Source organism: Bacillus sp. IBL03825 (assembly GCF_024712505.1).
GTDB classification, from domain to species: Bacteria; Bacillota; Bacilli; order Bacillales; family Bacillaceae_G; genus Bacillus_A; species Bacillus_A wiedmannii.
This window is the reverse complement of record NZ_JAMXKE010000001.1, coordinates 3,699,771-3,717,419: the sequence shown is the minus strand read 5'-3', so window position 1 is coordinate 3,717,419 and position 17,649 is coordinate 3,699,771. Positions and strand designations below refer to the sequence as shown.

Sequence of the window (17,649 nt, the reverse complement as noted above, 5' to 3'; positions counted from 1 at the left end):
TATGAATGGCTATAAAACAATAGATAATCAAAATACGCTATTTCTTTTAATTGTTGATACGCTGGACTGGAAAGATGAGGAAGAGCATGTTTTGTGTATCTATGAGGCGATAAATAAATGTCGAGCCTATGTGGAAGGTAAAAAGGATGATAGGAAAAATCCAGTAATAGGTCCAGGAACTAGGCATGTAATTCAAGTCTTTGCTCATTATGAATGTAGTGAGTATGGAAATGATTTTTATGATCTCATTAAAGATTTTTTGCAAGATATAGGATTTGAGTTACATGTTTATATAAATAATAGTAAGTTTACTTACATTTAATAGATTAGTATAAAACAAGATTTTTAATGATAAAGGTGGATATAAATTATGAATAAAAAGATTCTCTTTACTGGGGGCGGTACAGCCGGACACGTAATGATTAATATGGTATTGATTCCTAAATTTATGGAAAAAGGATGGGGAGTTGAGTATATTGGATCTCAAAATGGAATTGAAAAACTATTAGTTCAAAATGTGAAATACAATAGTATTTCAACGGGGAAGCTTAGGAGATATTGGGATTGGGAGAACTTTAAAGATCCTTTTAAAATAATAAAAGGTTGCATACAAAGTTATAAATTGATGAAACGAATAAAACCAGATGTTGTTTTTTCGGCAGGAGGATTTGTGTCCGTTCCTGTAGTAATAGGAGCGTGGATGAATAAAGTGCCTGTAATAATACGTGAACCAGATAGTACGTTAGGATTAGCAAATAAAATAGCATTACCTTTTACTACAAAACTATGCACAACATTCCCTCAGACAGGAGAAACTGTCAGTAATGAGAAGAAGGTTTATGTAGGACCAATTGTAAGGGAAGAAATTGAGAGGGGCAACGTATTGCGGGGAAGAAGCTATTGTAAATTTCAGCAAGATAAACCAGTATTGTTAATTATGGGTGGGAGTCAAGGTGCTAAGTGGATAAATGATATGGTAAGGGAAAGTTTGGAAACATTACTATTAAATTTTAATATTGTTCATATGTGCGGTAAAGGTAAGGTGGATTCATCTATTGGTATGGAGGGTTATATGCAATTTGAGTATATAGGGGACGAGTTGCCGCATATACTAAATATGGCGAGTGTTGTAGTTTCTAGAGCGGGTTCTACTGCTATTTCTGAATTGCTATTTTTGAAGAAACCGATGTTGCTTATCCCGTTAACTAACAGTTCCAGTAGGGGAGATCAAGTTTTAAATGCTGAATATTTTTCTCGGCAAGGATATGCGGAAGTTATACTCCAGGACAGAATAAGTACGAATGTATTCATACATGCAATAAATAAGTTGCATACAAATAAGGAGAGATATATTCAAAACATGAATGGATATAAGAAAACAAATGATGAGGGGATTCGTCAATTAATAGATATAATAAATGAAGTGGTGAAGTAATAGAAATTTAAATAAAAAAACAAAAGGAAAGAAGGTATCTTCTTTCCTTTTTACTATAGTTGTTCAAATTCATTATTACTTATCCATATTAGCTATATACTATGGGTGAATACCGATTTCTAATAGCTCAGTAAATGCATGAGTATGGATAGGTTTACTATAATAGTAACCTTGAATAAACTGACATTTATTTTTTTGAAGGAAATTCACATGTTCTTTCGTTTCTACACCTTCAGCAATGACAGACATTTCTAATGTATGTGCTAATGTGATAATCGTTTTAATAATTTCCATTCCATCTTCACACGTTTCAGACATTGTTATAAATTCTCTTGGGATTTTTAACGTATCTATTGGATATAAAGGTAAATACGCTAGTGAAGAATAACCTGTACCAAAGTCGTCGATTGAAATGTGAACTCCTAAACTCTTTAGTGTGCGGAGCTTTATCAATGTTTCTCGCTCATCCATCATTGCAATGCGCTCTGTTAATTCAAGGTCGAGAGAACTTGCCGGTAAGCATGTAGTTGCTAATGTAGAAGAAATAGACTTTACAAAATCTTCTTGTTCAAATTCTTTAGCAGATAAGTTTACACCAATTTTCAAATGAGAATATCCGAGTGTGTGCCAACGTTTCATTTGCTCACAAGCCTGCTGCAATGTCCATTTTCCTATTGGAATAATTTGTAGTGTTTCTTCTGCAATCGGAATAAATTCGTATGGAGAAATAACGCCTAATTCAGGATGATTCCACCTGATTAGAGCTTCTGCACCGATAATTTTATTAGATTCACTATCTACTTGAGGTTGATATAAAAGGAACAATTCTTCATTTTGTATTGCGTTTGGTAAATCTTTTTCTAATCGTAATCGTCTTTCAATTTTTTTAGCGATTACATCGTCATAAATAGAGACAGAGTTAAGCTCTTTTGCCTTTGCATCATACATTGCAACATTAGCGTTTTTCAAAAGTGTAGCGGTATCGATTCCGGAATGTGGATAAATAGCGATGCCGATACTAAGTGATAAAGTTAATGTATGCTCATGTATGACAAACGGTTTTTCCATGCATTCAAATAACTGGTTGCATAAATCGAATAAGGAATCTTCGTCAGTATAGTTTTCAATTAAGATTGTAAATTCATCGCCACCGATTCTTGACAGATGAGTATGTGATGGAAGACATGATTGGAATCGCTTCGCTACTTCTTCTAATATGTGATCTCCTGCCGAATGTCCAAGTGTATCGTTAATCGCTTTAAAGCGATCTAAGTCTAAATATAATAATGCAAACTCGCTTTCTGTCGTTTTAGCATGTTTTATAACTCTTTTTAATTTCTTATGGAAAAAGGCACGGTTTCCAATTTTTGTTACAGTATCATGGAATGCTAAATACTTTATTTCTTCTTGTTGCTTTTTTAGTGCGGTAATATCTTTTACCATAATATAGCTTCCTGAAATTTGTCCGTCTATTATAATAGGGACGATGGTAACGTATAAGAAATAAGTAAAACCATCTTTATATTTAGAACTTAGTTGTAAGTATGCCGATTCTTGTTGTTTCACCTTTTCTAATGCAGATGTTAGTTTATGTTTGTCTTCATCTAAAATAATCGAAAAACATGTTTCACCGAGTAACTCGTTCGTTGGTGCCTCAAGTAGTATACTCCCGGCTTGATTTACATTTAAGAATACGCCATGTAAATCAATTGTAAAAATAGGATCAGGGTGATATTCATATAACGATTTAAACTTTTGTTGTTTTTGAGATAGAGCCTCTGATTTATGAACTAAATCAGAAGTCCGTAAAGTCACTTTTTCTTCTAGTTGCGCATTAAATGCCTGTAAACGTTTCGTTAGGGAATTGTTTTGCATACGTACAATAGAATGACGAATGAGTACGAAAATAAAAGTAATACAATTTCCTGTAATGAGAGTTGAAGATGATGTTTGTTCTTTTAATGTAAACCCAATTAGTATTGCAACAGCAAGATAGGGAAATACAACTAAAGCCTTTTTTCCTATTATAGGGTTAACAATGAAATAATTTTTATGGCTATTACGATCTGCTGAAATAGATCCAGCTATTGCAATAAATAATATAGGTATTCTATATAAAAGACGTAATAATGTTATCGTTTCAGTTGATAAATGGTTATTTAAGTAAAAGTAAATATAGTTAAAAGTTGCAGAACTTATTAATACAAAAATAAAGATATAAATCTTCCGTTTAGAATTAAAAATTGTCGGACGGAAAAAGAGACTAACGCCTAGTAGAAGAAATAATAAATCTGCAATTGGATATAGAAATGAAAGGAATACATCTCCTAGTGAAAGAGAGAATATATTTAAATTTGGCTGATTAAATAAATACCACTCTAATGTGAATATGGAAGTAAGTACTATACATATATCACAAATAAAGAACGCTTTTTCCCATTTATCGCATTCTTTTAAAATTTTATAACTGAAAGCGATAAGACAAAAGAGTAGAAAAAACATGTAAAATACATCAGAAATAGTAAAACGATGTATTGGAATTTCGAAGAAGCTATCTTGATATGTATATACTATTTTTCCTAATAAAAAACTCCCAATTGCTATTGTGATACATACCCAAAATGGATTTGAACTGACTTTTTTAGAATATATAGAATAAATTAGTGATACAAATGTAATGGCTTCAACGATAAGTGAAGCGAAGCGTACATCCGAATTTGAAAAATGAGTAGGGAACAGATAAAAAAATATAAAATAGATTGAATAGCATATTAATGTTCCGATTAATATACATAGTTGTAAATTTTTATTTAATTTCAATGAAATCACCTTCTTTAATTATGCACTATATTCGTAATATCTATACATAATAATATTATTTAAGAATTGTATCAGATTTCCTTGTAAAAATCTTGTTTATAAGGAAACTATTGAAGAGTTTAATACTTCTTAAAATTGAAAAATATTGAGTTTGATAATATGTACTTCATCAAGATTTTAAATGGAAATTGTATATTTAGTCATCCTTTGAATTGTAAAGGTTTTTTAGTAATTTGTAAGTGGAGATGCACAATTGCATATAAAATGATGAGAATCCTCTTTCTAGCTGATCTTTTGATTGTTATAGGCTATTTTAAGTAAGGTTTTTATTTTTAATCTGAAAATTAACATTTGTAAAAATGTTACAAATGGATATAAAATAAGAACATGTATTCTTACAGAGTGGATAGTATTTTCACTAAATAGGGAGGACTTTTTATGTTATGGCGAATGAAAGGTGCGGAAATATACTATGAAATTGTTGGAGAGGGGAAACCGGTCCTTATCATACATGGCTGTGCGCCGGATCATAGGTTAATGATGAAATGTATGGAATCAGTATTTCAAAAATATGAAGGTTATCAACGAATATATATTGATTTACCTGGAATGGGAAAGTCGAACGCTCCAGATTGGATAAATAGTTCAGATCATATATTAGAAGTGTTAACTATATTTATTGAAGAAATCATTCCAAAGAAAGATTTTTTACTAGTAGGAGAGTCTTTCGGCGGATATTTAGCTAGAGGGATACTTTCAAAAATGTTTGAGAGAGTCAATGGATTATTATTAATATGTCCTGTGGTTGTTGCGCTGCAAAAAGAAAGACGTTTACCGGATAAACAGATAATTGTACAAGATAAGGAGTTTTTAAATACGTTAACTTCTACCGAAAGAAAAGAATTTAGCGAGTTAGCAGTGGTAGCAAATGAATATACATATAAACGATTTAAAGAAGAAATTAAGCCGGGGTTAGATGTTGCTAATTATGAATTTATTGAAAGGTTGCAAAAAAATTATTCTCTTACTATGGAGTTTCACCGAAAGAAATATGAGAAACCCGTTCTTTTATTAGCAGGAAGACAAGATATATCGGTAGGTTATCGAGATATTATAGAAATTATTGAAGATTATCCAAGAGCAACATTAGCGGTGCTTGATATGGCGGGACATAATTTGCAAATTGAACAGCCTGAACTATTCGAGAGTTTAGTAGGAGAATGGATTACACGAACAAAACAACAAAATTTATAAAAAACGAATGAATATTTTCAAGGAGGAAGTATGAATACATATATTTATATGGTTAGGCACGGTGAATCATCAAAATTAGAAGGGAGTGAAAGAACACGTGGTTTAACTGAAAAGGGAAGTTTAGACGCTCACAGAGTAACAGACATATTAAAAACAGAGGGAATCGATACTTTCATTTCAAGTCCGTATAAGAGGGCTGTGTTAACGATAGAAAAATCAGCCGATTTCTATGAAAAAGAAGTAGTAGTATATGAGAATCTCAAAGAGTGTATGTTTTTAAGTGAGGATAAGATTATATCAGATAAAGAGGTGTATCCACTTGTAAAGAAGATGTTCTCTGATCCGGATTTTGCACTAACAGAAGGAGAGTCATATAAGGATTGTCAGGTAAGGGTAGTGAAAATGTTAAAGAAAATATTAATGAATTTTCAAGGACAAAAAATTGTAATTGGCACACATGGACTTGTAATGACATTAATGATGAATTACTTCAATAACCAATATGGGTTTGAATTTTTAATACATACATCAAAGCCTGACATATATAAGTTGGAATTTAAAGAGGAGCAATTCATGAATGTAGAAAGATTATGGATAGGAGAATGAAACTGCATATATGGAGTGTGTTTTAATTTGTACTTATAAAACACACTCTTTTTTATAGAATGCATTTTTATCAACTATTTTTAGAATGTTAAATTAATAAGTAATTATTCAATTTCTGAATAATATAAATGGAAGTTGGTTTAAGGAAACAATTTTAAATGTGACAAAACTCCAAACGTTGGATTTCTATTCAATTGGAAAAAAAGATGTAGAATTTTGTCTTACGGTCCCCGTTTACTTTTCATTTCATTACATATAGGCTTTGTGGTGTAAAGGGGAAAATCACCTTTATACAAAATTTATAAGGAGGACAATGTGATGAAAAAGATTAAAAAGTTTGCGGGAGTAGCTTTAGCAGGTACGGTTGGATTAAGTGGACTACTATTTTTAGAACCAAGTGTAAGCGCTGCGGAAACCCAGCAGGTAAAAGAAGAAAATTTCAATGCAATTGATGTAACGATGAATCAAAGTGCATTTTATGTATTGAGTGGTAGAAGTATTGATATTCTTTCTGGAGATAAAGAAGCAATTCAGTTAAATAAATACACAATTCGTTTTAGTAAACCAGGGAAGTATGTTATTAAAGTAAATGGTTGTATTTATGATGATATATATACATTTATTGTGAATGAGTAGTATATATTCTTAAATTGTGAGATAAAAAAAGAAACACCCTATTTGCGATGAGAATCGTAAATAGGGTGAATACTTTGTATTAAGTTGTATTTTAAATATGTTCACTAACTTTCTCTTTGTTATGTAAAGTATGTAAGAGGGCTTGAAACATCTTAAATGATTGCTGAAAGATTGGACTTTGAATAAAGGTGTAAAGAAAAGTTACGATGAAAACAGGACCTCCTAGCATAAATCCAATAACTAGTACAACACATTCTACTATGATTCTAGCACGACTAATAGATAGCCCTGTTTTGTCGGAAATAGTAAGCATGAATCCATCTCGAGGGCCAGCACCAATCCCAGCCGCAACATACATCCCTCCCCCAATACCTGTAATTGCAATACCAGCAAATAAAATGAGTAAGTTTATCCATAAATAATTACTAGCGTTTGGAAGAATGTTTGATTGTAAGAAAAAGTCCATAATGGGACCGATAAGTAGTGCATTTAAAAATGTACCCACATTTATATATTTTCGATCTACTAATAAAGAAATGAGAACGAGACATAATCCACATATGACACTCCACGTACCAATGGTCCATCCAAATCTTTGGTAGAGAGCCATATTTAAAACTTCCCAAGGATGTAAACCGAGAAAATTTACTTTGACTGCAAGAGCATTTCCAAGGCCAAAGAAAATTAACCCTAAGAAAAAAAGAAAATAGCGAAAGAGAGTTAGCCTCATCTTTAAAACCTCCTATATTGTATAATTATGTATATTACATGTAAGAGTTTTGATGTACAAATATTACGACTTTTTAGGGTTTGTTTAAAACTGTTGAATACAAATGAAATTTATGCATTCACAGTCAAAAAAGTTAAAATATTTCGTCTCAAGGATTATAATAGAGAAAGAAATATAAAAGGGAGTGAACGAGTTTGAAACAAGAGCTTATTGAAAGATTTACGAGATATGTAAAGATTGATACACAATCAAATGAAGAAAGTCATACAGTACCAACAACACCTGGACAAATTGAGTTTGGTAAGTTATTAGTGGAAGAGTTAAAAGAGATTGGCTTAACAGAAGTAACAATGGATGATAATGGGTATGTAATGGCAACACTTCCTGCTAATACGGATAAGGATGTGCCAGTAATCGGCTTTTTAGCACATTTAGATACGGCAACAGATTTTACAGGGAAAAACGTAAAACCACAAATTCATGAAAATTTTGATGGCAATGCGATTACGTTAAATGAAGAGCTAAATGTTGTGTTAACGCCAGAACAGTTTCCAGAATTACCATTATATAAAGGACATACGATTATTACAACGGATGGTACGACACTTCTAGGAGCAGATGATAAAGCTGGTCTTACAGAAATTATGGTTGCAATGAACTATTTAATACATAATCCACAAATTAAGCATGGGAAAATAAGAGTTGCATTTACGCCGGATGAAGAAATTGGCCGTGGGCCAGCGCATTTTGATGTAGAAGCGTTTGGTGCATCATGTGCTTATACGATGGATGGCGGTCCATTAGGTGGTTTAGAGTATGAAAGTTTTAATGCTGCAGGCGCTAAGTTAACGTTTAATGGAACGAATACACATCCTGGAACAGCGAAAAATAAAATGCGTAACGCAACTAAACTTGCTATGGAGTTTAATGGATATTTACCAGTAGAAGAGGCACCAGAATATACAGAAGGCTATGAAGGATTCTATCATTTACTTTCATTAAATGGTGATGTTGAGCAAAGTAAAGCGTATTATATTATTCGAGATTTTGATCGTGAAAATTTTGAGGCGCGTAAACATAACGTTGAAAATATTGTGAAGCAAATGCAAGAGAAGTATGGACAAAATGCAGTCGTTTTAGAAATGAATGATCAATACTATAACATGCTTGAAAAAATCGAACCAGTGAGAGAAATTGTTGATATTGCATATGAAGCGATGAAAAGTTTAAATATCGAACCAAACATTCATCCGATTCGTGGTGGAACAGATGGATCACAATTATCGTATATGGGATTACCAACGCCGAATATTTTCACAGGTGGTGAAAACTATCACGGTAAATTTGAATATGTTTCGGTGGATACGATGGAAAAAGCTGTTCAAGTTATTGTGGAAATCGCAAGACGATTCGAGGAACAAGCTTAAAAAAGAACCAAGTAGTGCGGATGCGCTACTTGGTTTTTTAGTATAATACTCGCCACAAATAAAAAGTTGCGTAAGACTCCCAGTTGGTCCAATTTGCCGCAAAATCTTTTATTTCCTGTTTAGTCGGTTTACTTTCAGAACCTGTTATATATTTAATTGCATTGTGCAAGCCAACATCGTCAATTGGAAAAGCGGAAGGAAATCGTAAACAACGCATTAAAACATAGTTGGCAGTCCACGGTCCTATACCGTGTATAGCAGTTAATTGTTTTTCAGCTTGTTTCACATCTTGTATTTGCAGTAAAGATTCTTTTGATAGTTTTCCTTCTGTAATAAGCTTTGCAATACCGATTAAATATTCACATTTTCTAGTCGTCATTTTTAATTTTTTAAGTTCCTCTACGTGTAAATGTGCAATCGTTTCAGGAGAAGGGAATATCCAATGTTTTCTATCATTCCATTCTACATAATTACCAAATTGCTCGACTAATCTTCTTTTTAGCGTATAAGCATATGTGAGGTTAATTTGCTGACCGATAATTCCCCAGGAAAGTGCTTCAAATAAGTCTGGAATACCTAAAGTACGAAGGCCATAATATTGTTCAATTGGTCCTTGAAGGAGTACATCAAGTTTAGCTAATGTATAAAAGGGAGCTAAATCAGTAGTTAAATCAAACCAATCCTTCACATAAGTAGCTACAGCTTCGCATACCGATTCTTCAGATGTATATAATTCTTCTAAAAAACGTATTTGAATATTACCATTCGTATTCATACTAATTTCAACTAAAGGATTTACATCGTGAACAGGAATAACTTTATAAATTTTGTTATCTTCAATTTGGAACATACATTCATTGTTAGAACGTGATAGATAGCGTAAATTTTCTTGGAAACTAAATTCTGTTGGAACTGCTAAAGTTAATGCGTTAGTATATTCTGTTGTCATATGAATTCTACCTGCGACTTTTCTAATGTAAGCAACTCTTTCTTCATTCCTAATCCACCTCTAAAACCAGTTAGTTTACCATTCTTTCCAATAACACGATGGCAAGGAATTGTAATGAGAAGAGGGTTGGCAGCAATAGCAGTAGCAACGGCACGCACAGCAGTAGGTTTGTGCATTCTTTCGGCAATTTCTGAATAAGAATATGTCTTTCCATAAGGAATTTCACGTACCGTATTCCAAACAGATAATTGAAAATCAGTTCCGTAAGCATCGATAGGGAATGTAAAAGTTTCTCGCTTACTTTCTAAATACTCGATAACTTCTTTCGTATATGATGGCAGGTAATCTGGATTACATGCCAATATATGTTGTGGCAATTTTTTTCTAGCCCATATATTTAGTTCTTCAAAGCTTTCATCTTGTGATCCAATGAAGCATAGTCCATTTTCAGTTGCAGCAATATGAAAATGCCAATCTTCATGTGTAAGTAGCGTCCAATATATAAATTTATTTTTGGAGGAATTCATTATTGTATCCTTCTTTCATTTCGTTCTTTTTTCGATATTCAGTAGGAGTAAACCCGGTTTTCTTTTTAAATAAAGTTGCGAAATACTCTGGGTTTTCTATCCCGATAGCAGTACTAATTTCTTTAATGGATTGATTTGTTTGTAAAAGGTGCTCTGCCGCTTTAACAATCCTAAACTGTTGTATATATTCTATTGGGCTTATCCCAGTCATTTTTTTGAAAGTGCGTTGTAAATGAAATGGGCTACCATGGCACATTTCAGCAAGTATGTCGAGAGTTAATAATTCGTTAAAGTCTTTTTCGATACAATCTTTAATTTGTTTTACCCACTCTTCATTAGGTAAAGTGATCCCATTTGGCTTACAACGTTTGCACGGGCGAAAGTTTTCACTCAATGCTTGCTCTGCGTGATGAAAAATTCGTACATTGTTTCTATTCGGTATTCTTGATTTGCATGATGGCCTGCAAAAGATTCCGGTTGATTTCACAGCATAAAAGAATTTACTATCATAGAAAGAATCATTATGAATAATTGCTTGCCAATGCTCATTTGTTAACGTAACCCCTTCATTGTGCAAAGAACATCACCTCTGAAATTAGTATAACCTGAATAAAGTGCGTATGTATGTATTCACAAATGTAAGAGCAAGATTACAAAGGTGAAAATATGATTGTTTTTCTATTTTGTGATAGCATGAAATTTGGAAATAAACATCAAGAGGAGGGCTATAAGTGAAGTTAATTTCATGGAATGTAAATGGCTTGCGAGCTGTTATCGCAAAAGGTGGATTTTTAGAATATCTCGAGGAATCAAGTGCTGATATATTTTGTCTACAAGAGATTAAATTACAAGATGGACAAATTGATTTAAATCCAGAGGGATATTATGCATATTGGAATTATGCCGTGAAAAAAGGTTATTCAGGAACAGCTATTTTTTCGAAAAAAGAACCGCTTGCTGTTACATACGGTTTAGGAATTGAAGAGCATGATCAAGAAGGACGAGTTATCACTTTAGAATTCGAAGATTTTTACATAATTACGTTATATACACCAAATTCAAAACGTGGATTAGAACGATTAGATTACAGAATGAAATGGGAAGATGATTTCCGGGCTTATATTAAGCAATTAGATAAAAAAAAGCCCGTTGTTTTTTGCGGAGATTTAAATGTTGCTCATAAAGAAATCGATTTAAAAAATCCAAAAAGTAATCGTAAAAATCCTGGATTCTCTGATGAGGAAAGGGAGAAATTCACACGTATTTTAGAAGAGGGATTTATTGATACGTATCGTTATCTGTATCCTGATCAGGAAGGTGCATATTCGTGGTGGTCGTATCGTATGGGAGCGAGAGCAAAAAATATTGGATGGCGTTTAGATTATTTTGTTGTTTCGGAAAGAATGAAAGACAAAATAACAGAGGCGAAAATTAATAGTGAAGTAATGGGATCAGATCATTGCCCAGTTGAATTACATATAAATTTCTAAAAAAAGAAGTATCTTCCTAGGATTAGGCAGATACTTCTTTTTTTATTCATTTTGTTAAAATTTTTCAAATCTTTCTTGAAATAATCGCATATTAAATATATACTTAGTAACGATAATCATTATCAGTGGGGAAGATTATCAAAGGATGAGGTGTAAAAAGAATTATAGCTTAGGGGAAGTGAACGAGAATGAGTTCTGGATAGAATTATTAATTTAATGAAATATATATGTAAGATAAGTTTCATATAGTTAAATTTTATTAAGAATATTGTTTGAAAATTCGAGAGGAGATATATAAAGATGAATAAGAAGTTATTTACATTAGGGATGGTTACAGTATTAAGTGTAGGACTAGCAGCATGCAATAGTACGGATAAAACTTCAGGAGAACAAAAGCAACAGACAAAAGCTACGGAAACGAAAAAAGACGAAAAAAGAAAAATTACATATTTAGGTAAAGAATATACAGTACCAGCAAAAGTAGATAAAATTGCGACAGCTAGTTTAGAGTCAATGGAAGATGCAGCGGTACTTGGTATTAAGCCGGTAGGTGCCATTACTGTAGGTGGTAAATTACCGAAGTATCTTGAGAAAGATTTAGAGGGTGCGAAATCTGTTGGTGAGAAAATGCAACCAAATTTTGAAACATTACTACAATTAAAGCCAGACGTTATTACATCAAGTACGAAATTCCCAGCAGAAACAGCTGAAAAGTTTACGAAAGTAGCTCCGACATTCCCAGTATCACATGTTTCAACAGATTGGGAAGATAACTTAAAGTTAATGGGAGAATTAACTGGTAAAAAAGATAAAGCAGAAAAAATTATTAAAGATTACAATGCAGATGCTGAAAAAGCAAAAGCAAAACTAGGAGATAAGTTAAAAGACAAAAAAGTACTTGTCATTAGACTAAGAGCAAACGAATTATTCCTATATCCAGAAGGAGTATACTTCAACCCTGTCATTTATAAAGATCTTGGGCTAACTGCTCCAGAACAACTTAAAGCTGTAAAAGCACAAGAGAAAATTTCATTTGAAAAACTTGCTGAACTTAACCCAGATTATATTTTCTTACAATATGAGGCAAGTGAAAATAAAAATCCGAAAGTGCTAGAAGAAATTGAAAGCAATCCAATTTGGCAAAGTATGAATGCTGCGAAGGAAAAGAAAGTATTTGTAAACGTTGTAGACCCAATGGCACAAGGTGGTACAGCTTGGAGTAAAACAGTATTCTTAAAAGAAGCAGTAAAAAATTTATCTAAATAATACAATAAGTAAGGTGCGTTGAATGATATGCAGAAAACAAATGCAGTACCAGTAACCATATTATGTATAGCACCCATACTGATCTTATTTACAGTTATACTTTCTATTTTGTATGGGGCGAAAAGTATTGATGCTGAAACAGTGTGGAACGCATTATTTCATTTTGATTCAAGCGATGTAAATCATAATATTATTATTACTTCACGTTTACCAAGGGTAGTTGCAGCTCTTTTAGTCGGAGCGTTTCTAGCCATATCAGGAGCACTTATGCAGGGGATGACAAGAAACTATCTTGCATCCCCTTCTATTATGGGTGTGACGGATGGGGCAGCCTTTGTTATTACACTTTGCATGATTTTTCTTCCAGGAATGTCATCAATTGGTATGGTTTTATGTTCAATGATTGGTTCTGCACTAGGAGCCGGTATCGTTTTTGGTTTTGGTTCGCTCCTTCAAAATGGCTTATCACCAGTTAGGTTAGCGATTATCGGAACAGTTATTGGAACATTTTTAAGTAGTGTATCTGCTGCAATGGCTTCATATTTCCAAATTTCTCAAAATGTTAGTTTTTGGTTTAATGCAAAGTTAGACCAAGTGGACCCTAATATCATTAAAATCACGATACCGTTTGGGATAATTGGAATAGTTTTAGCGCTGTTAATATCAAAATCTATTACTATTCTTTCTTTAGGAGAAGAAGTTTCTATTAATCTAGGACAGCGTACAAAACTAGTTAAAGCGATGGCTATTTTATCGGTTATTTTCTTAACAGGAACGGCAGTTGCTTTAGTGGGGAAAGTTGGTTTTGTAGGCTTAATTATTCCGCACATTACTCGCTTTATCATTGGAGTAGATTATAAGTGGATATTGCCATGTGCAGGCGTGATTGGTGGCGTGTTTTTAGCGTTATGTGACGTTTTAAGTAGATTTGTAAACTATCCATTTGAAACACCAATTGGAGTCGTTACCTCCTTAATTGGAATTCCTTTCTTCCTTTATTTAATCCGTACAAGAGGAGGAGAGAGACATGCTTAAAAGTTCGAGTCAGCGCTTTGGAATGACAATGGGGATTATTATATTTTTAATACTATGTGCAATTTATATTAGTTTAACGAATGGTACGTTTGATATTACGATTAAAGATGTATTTAAAACACTCTTTAGAATAGATCCAGTACCAGATCATGATTTAGTTATTTTTGAGTTTCGTCTTCCGCGCATCGTAATCGCTGGATTAGTAGGATTAGGCCTAGGCGTTGCAGGTGCTGTTATTCAAGGGATTACGAGGAATGGATTGGCAGACCCAGGTATTTTAGGAGTGAATGCTGGGGCCGGCACAGCCATCGTTATTTTTATGTTTTTCTTTCAAGGGCAATTAAAGAGCACAGACTGGATGTCTATTATGATGATGCCAATGTTTGGTTTAGTCGGCGGATTAGGTGCAGCTATCATCATTTATCTGTTTTCATGGAAAAACGGTAAGCTAGACTCGCAACGTCTTTTATTAACAGGGATTGCAATTGGATCAGGATTTGGAGCATTTTCTATGTACTTATCACTCAAAATGAAGTCAACTGATTTCGAAATGGCTGCAGTTTGGGTGTCAGGAAGCATATATAGCGCAAACTGGAAGTATATTGTTGCTATGTTGCCGTGGCTTATCATATTAATTCCGCTTATACAAAAAAAAGCTTATTTATTAGATTTATTTCAATTGGAAGAAACGAGTATTACAAGTTTAGGTGTTTCGGTAGAAAGAGAGAAATCTATTTTACTACTAAGTAGTATCGGACTTGTCAGTGCATGTGTTGCAGTTTCAGGAAGTATTGGTTTCATTGGTTTAATGGCACCGCATATAGCGAAAAGACTTGTTGGTATTCAACATAAGCATATCATTCCTACGTGTGGAGTAATCGGAATGTTCCTTGTAATAGCTTCAGACTTTATTGCAAAAACAGTTTTCACCCCTGTAGAGTTACCTGTTGGGATCGTTATTTCTATTGTCGGTGTACCGTATTTCTTATATTTACTTTATAAGGCGAAAGCGTAAGAGGAGGAATAAAAGTGAGTATTTTAAGTGCAAAAAATTTAGAAACGAGTTATGAAAAGCTTACAGTGTTTCGCGATTTAAATGTGGAAATACAAGAAGGAAAAGTAACGACAATTATAGGGCCAAACGGGTGCGGTAAATCAACACTGTTAAAAACGATGGGAAGAATTTTAAAGCAAAAGAGCGGTAAAGTATATTTGCAAGGACAGGATTTAAATACGATTCCAACGAAAGAAATTGCGAAGCAGTTAGCTTTACTCCCGCAAACTCCAATTGCACCAGGAGAACTTAAAGTGGAAGAATTAATTTCTTATGGACGCTATCCACATCGAAATAATGTAAATAAGTTAACTTCAAAAGATAAAGAGATGATTGACTGGGCATTAGATATAACGAAAACTTCTGAATTTCGAACGAGACAAATTGCCAATTTATCAGGTGGTCAAAGGCAAAAGGTATGGCTAGCGATGGCTTTAGCACAAGAGACAGAAGTGTTACTACTAGATGAACCAACGACATATCTTGATATGTCTCATCAATTAGATGTATTACAAATTGTGGAGAAGTTAAATAAAGAACATAATTGTACAGTTGTAATGGTACTACATGATATTAACCATGCAGCAAGGTTTTCAGATGAGATTATTGCAATGAAGGAAGGGGAAATCGTTACAACTGGTATCCCAGAAGAAATCATTACAAATGAAGTGTTAAAAGAAGTATTTCATATTGATGCGCGTGTCATGATTGATCCGTATAATGGATCTCCTGTTTGCTTTGGATACGATAGTGTTGTCTCTCAAGAAGAGAAAGTAGAAATATATGTAACGAGTTAAGAGGGAGGGATATAAGATGAATACTACTATTGAAAAACAGCAGATTATAACAACTAATACAGAACAGTGGAAAATGTATTCGAAATTAGAAGGTAAGGAATATCAAATTCATATTTCAAAGCCGAGGCGACCAGCGCCAGAGTCAGGATATCCTGTTATATACGTATTAGATGGCAATGCTTTTTTTCAAACATTCCATGAAGCGGTTAAAATACAATCAGTTAGAGCGGAAAAAACAGGTGTTTCACCAGCCATTATAGTAGGTATTGGTTATCCAATTGAAGGGGCATTTTCAGGTGAAGAAAGATGCTATGATTTTACGCCTAGTGTAATTTCAAAAGATGCACCTTTAAAACCAGATGGCAAACCGTGGCCTAAAACAGGAGGAGCACATAACTTCTTTACATTTCTGGAAGAAGAACTGAAACCTCAAATTGAAAATAATTATGAGATTGATAAAGGAAAGCAAACGTTATTTGGGCATTCGTTAGGTGGCTTATTTGCTTTACATATACTATTTACCAACTTAAATGCCTTTCAAAATTATTTTATAAGTAGTCCATCTATTTGGTGGAATAACCAATCCGTACTTGAAAAAGAAGAGAACCTTATAAGTGAATTAAACAACGCTAAGTTTGAAACAGGAGTGTTCCTTACAGTCGGATCACTAGAACGAGAGCATATGGTTGTAGGGGCAAACGAATTATCAGAGCGCCTTCTTCAAGTAAAACACGATCAGTTTAGATTTACGTTTTATGAGGCTGAAGGGGAGAATCACGCATCAGTTGTGCCGACCTCTTTAAGTAAAGGGTTAAGATTTATTAGTCACGTATAGAAGGTAGAAAAAAGGTAAGCAATTGCTTACCTTTTTTCCTTATTGTTTAAAGGCAACGTATCCATCAATTAAAAAACTAGTAAAAAAGCGAGTAATTTGAGTAAAGCCACATTCCTCCATAATAGTTAGTAGATTCGTTTCGGAAATAGGGAATATTTCCGTTTCAAAAGAATTTTCAAATCTGTTCCAATCTTCTAATGGAATTTGATTTTGCATCATATGGTTGTGCCAAGCATTTAATTGTGCAGAAAACATACTTGTATGGGGTACACCATTTATTGAAGAGAGAAAGAATGGAGCACCAGGCTTTAAGCGACTACTAATTTCATTAAGTAACTCTTTTTTCTCCTTAATAGTTGGGATGAAGTGAAGAACAAGCATACAAGTAGCAGCGTCAAATAATGGATTGGTTAATAATGAATGCACAGTTCCATGTACAAAGTGAATTGGATTTTGTATGCCTTCGTTTTCAATTCTTTTTTTAGCTAACTGTAGCATGCTTTCAGATGGATCAACACCTGTAAAAGATAAGTTGCTATTTTGTTTGCCTATTGAGAGAATTTCTTGTCCACCACCAGCACCTATAACTATTAAATTGGGATTCATATTTTCTTTAGGGAGTGTAGTAAGTAAAAAATGATTCATCATGTTATAAAGGGTAAAATATCCAGGGATTTTCAACGGAATTGTTCGTTCATATGTATGTACAGTATGATCATTCCAGCTCATTTTTTAGCCTCCTCTTTTCCAATAAAGTTTCACTTTATTATGAAATGAAATGGTTAGAG

At 33.4% G+C, this 17,649-nt stretch carries 18 protein-coding genes; 12 read left to right on the top strand and 6 right to left on the bottom strand.

Going from position 1 to position 17,649, the window contains the following annotated elements; genetic code table 11:
• Position 1: 1 nt before the first annotated feature.
• Together NHG49_RS18950 and NHG49_RS18945 are read left to right on the top strand one after the other, a co-directional pair.
• On the top strand, positions 2-322 hold the full coding sequence (locus NHG49_RS18950; protein ID WP_064475049.1) for a DUF6572 domain-containing protein: 321 nt from the start codon (positions 2-4) through the stop codon (positions 320-322).
• A gap of 48 nt (positions 323-370) precedes the next feature.
• Entirely contained in the window at positions 371-1,435 is a 1,065-nt protein-coding gene (locus tag NHG49_RS18945; RefSeq protein WP_064475050.1) for an undecaprenyldiphospho-muramoylpentapeptide beta-N-acetylglucosaminyltransferase, read from the top strand.
• 99 nt (positions 1,436-1,534) lie between these two features.
• Here NHG49_RS18945 and NHG49_RS18940 read toward each other — a convergent pair whose 3' ends face one another.
• Entirely contained in the window at positions 1,535-4,255 is a 2,721-nt protein-coding gene (locus tag NHG49_RS18940; RefSeq protein WP_258126428.1) for a bifunctional diguanylate cyclase/phosphodiesterase, read from the bottom strand.
• 438 nt (positions 4,256-4,693) lie between these two features.
• Between NHG49_RS18940 and NHG49_RS18935 the strand changes: the two genes are divergently transcribed.
• The 3 genes from NHG49_RS18935 (at position 4,694) to NHG49_RS18925 (ending at position 6,751) form a co-directional block, all read left to right on the top strand.
• Positions 4,694-5,509 carry an alpha/beta fold hydrolase gene (locus tag NHG49_RS18935; RefSeq protein ID WP_064469413.1) on the top strand — a complete coding sequence of 272 codons (816 nt, stop codon included), beginning with the start codon at positions 4,694-4,696 and terminating at the stop codon, positions 5,507-5,509.
• 30 nt (positions 5,510-5,539) lie between these two features.
• Positions 5,540-6,115 carry a histidine phosphatase family protein gene (locus NHG49_RS18930; RefSeq protein WP_064469414.1) on the top strand — a complete coding sequence of 192 codons (576 nt, stop codon included), beginning with the start codon at positions 5,540-5,542 and terminating at the stop codon, positions 6,113-6,115.
• A gap of 318 nt (positions 6,116-6,433) precedes the next feature.
• Positions 6,434-6,751 carry a hypothetical protein gene (locus NHG49_RS18925; RefSeq protein ID WP_064475052.1) on the top strand — a complete coding sequence of 106 codons (318 nt, stop codon included), beginning with the start codon at positions 6,434-6,436 and terminating at the stop codon, positions 6,749-6,751.
• A 91-nt stretch (positions 6,752-6,842) separates the two neighbouring features.
• Here NHG49_RS18925 and NHG49_RS18920 read toward each other — a convergent pair whose 3' ends face one another.
• Complete coding sequence (locus tag NHG49_RS18920; protein ID WP_258126427.1) at positions 6,843-7,481, bottom strand: YczE/YyaS/YitT family protein; 639 nt, start codon at positions 7,479-7,481, stop codon at positions 6,843-6,845.
• Positions 7,482-7,675: 194 nt separating this feature from the next.
• Between NHG49_RS18920 and pepT the strand changes: the two genes are divergently transcribed.
• Entirely contained in the window at positions 7,676-8,908 is a 1,233-nt protein-coding gene (gene pepT / locus NHG49_RS18915; RefSeq protein ID WP_000807012.1) for a peptidase T, read from the top strand.
• Between the two features lie 37 nt (positions 8,909-8,945).
• On the opposite strand, the gene NHG49_RS18910 is transcribed toward pepT, so the two are convergent.
• Genes NHG49_RS18910 through NHG49_RS18900 form a run of 3 tightly spaced genes read right to left on the bottom strand, consistent with a single transcriptional unit; the run spans position 8,946 to position 10,961 of the window.
• A complete protein-coding gene (locus NHG49_RS18910; RefSeq protein ID WP_064475054.1) occupies positions 8,946-9,857 on the bottom strand; it encodes a DNA-3-methyladenine glycosylase family protein in 912 nt (303 codons plus the stop codon).
• On the bottom strand, positions 9,854-10,384 hold the full coding sequence (locus tag NHG49_RS18905; RefSeq protein WP_064475055.1) for a methylated-DNA--[protein]-cysteine S-methyltransferase: 531 nt from the start codon (positions 10,382-10,384) through the stop codon (positions 9,854-9,856). Before NHG49_RS18905 ends, NHG49_RS18910 begins: the two co-directional genes overlap by 4 nt.
• Complete coding sequence (locus NHG49_RS18900) at positions 10,365-10,961, bottom strand: bifunctional transcriptional activator/DNA repair enzyme AdaA (RefSeq protein WP_064475056.1); 597 nt, start codon at positions 10,959-10,961, stop codon at positions 10,365-10,367. Before NHG49_RS18900 ends, NHG49_RS18905 begins: the two co-directional genes overlap by 20 nt.
• A gap of 154 nt (positions 10,962-11,115) precedes the next feature.
• Here NHG49_RS18900 and NHG49_RS18895 point away from each other — a divergent pair, with 154 nt between their 5' ends.
• The 6 genes from NHG49_RS18895 to NHG49_RS18870 all read left to right on the top strand — a co-directional run bounded on the left by NHG49_RS18895 (position 11,116) and on the right by NHG49_RS18870 (position 16,861).
• A complete protein-coding gene (locus tag NHG49_RS18895; protein WP_000767613.1) occupies positions 11,116-11,874 on the top strand; it encodes an exodeoxyribonuclease III in 759 nt (252 codons plus the stop codon).
• 300 nt (positions 11,875-12,174) lie between these two features.
• Entirely contained in the window at positions 12,175-13,140 is a 966-nt protein-coding gene (locus NHG49_RS18890) for an iron-hydroxamate ABC transporter substrate-binding protein (RefSeq protein ID WP_048545878.1), read from the top strand.
• A 27-nt stretch (positions 13,141-13,167) separates the two neighbouring features.
• On the top strand, positions 13,168-14,175 hold the full coding sequence (locus NHG49_RS18885) for a FecCD family ABC transporter permease (RefSeq protein WP_001173055.1): 1,008 nt from the start codon (positions 13,168-13,170) through the stop codon (positions 14,173-14,175).
• On the top strand, positions 14,168-15,190 hold the full coding sequence (locus NHG49_RS18880; RefSeq protein WP_064475057.1) for a FecCD family ABC transporter permease: 1,023 nt from the start codon (positions 14,168-14,170) through the stop codon (positions 15,188-15,190). The genes NHG49_RS18885 and NHG49_RS18880 overlap by 8 nt, the downstream gene beginning before the upstream one ends.
• A 14-nt stretch (positions 15,191-15,204) precedes the next feature.
• On the top strand, positions 15,205-16,026 hold the full coding sequence (locus NHG49_RS18875) for an ABC transporter ATP-binding protein (protein ID WP_048545874.1): 822 nt from the start codon (positions 15,205-15,207) through the stop codon (positions 16,024-16,026).
• 16 nt (positions 16,027-16,042) lie between these two features.
• Positions 16,043-16,861 carry an alpha/beta hydrolase gene (locus tag NHG49_RS18870; protein WP_064475058.1) on the top strand — a complete coding sequence of 273 codons (819 nt, stop codon included), beginning with the start codon at positions 16,043-16,045 and terminating at the stop codon, positions 16,859-16,861.
• Positions 16,862-16,900: 39 nt separating this feature from the next.
• Here the strand turns inward: NHG49_RS18870 and NHG49_RS18865 are convergent, their stop codons facing one another.
• A complete protein-coding gene (locus tag NHG49_RS18865) occupies positions 16,901-17,590 on the bottom strand; it encodes a class I SAM-dependent methyltransferase (protein ID WP_064475059.1) in 690 nt (229 codons plus the stop codon).
• Positions 17,591-17,649: the final 59 nt, after the last annotated feature.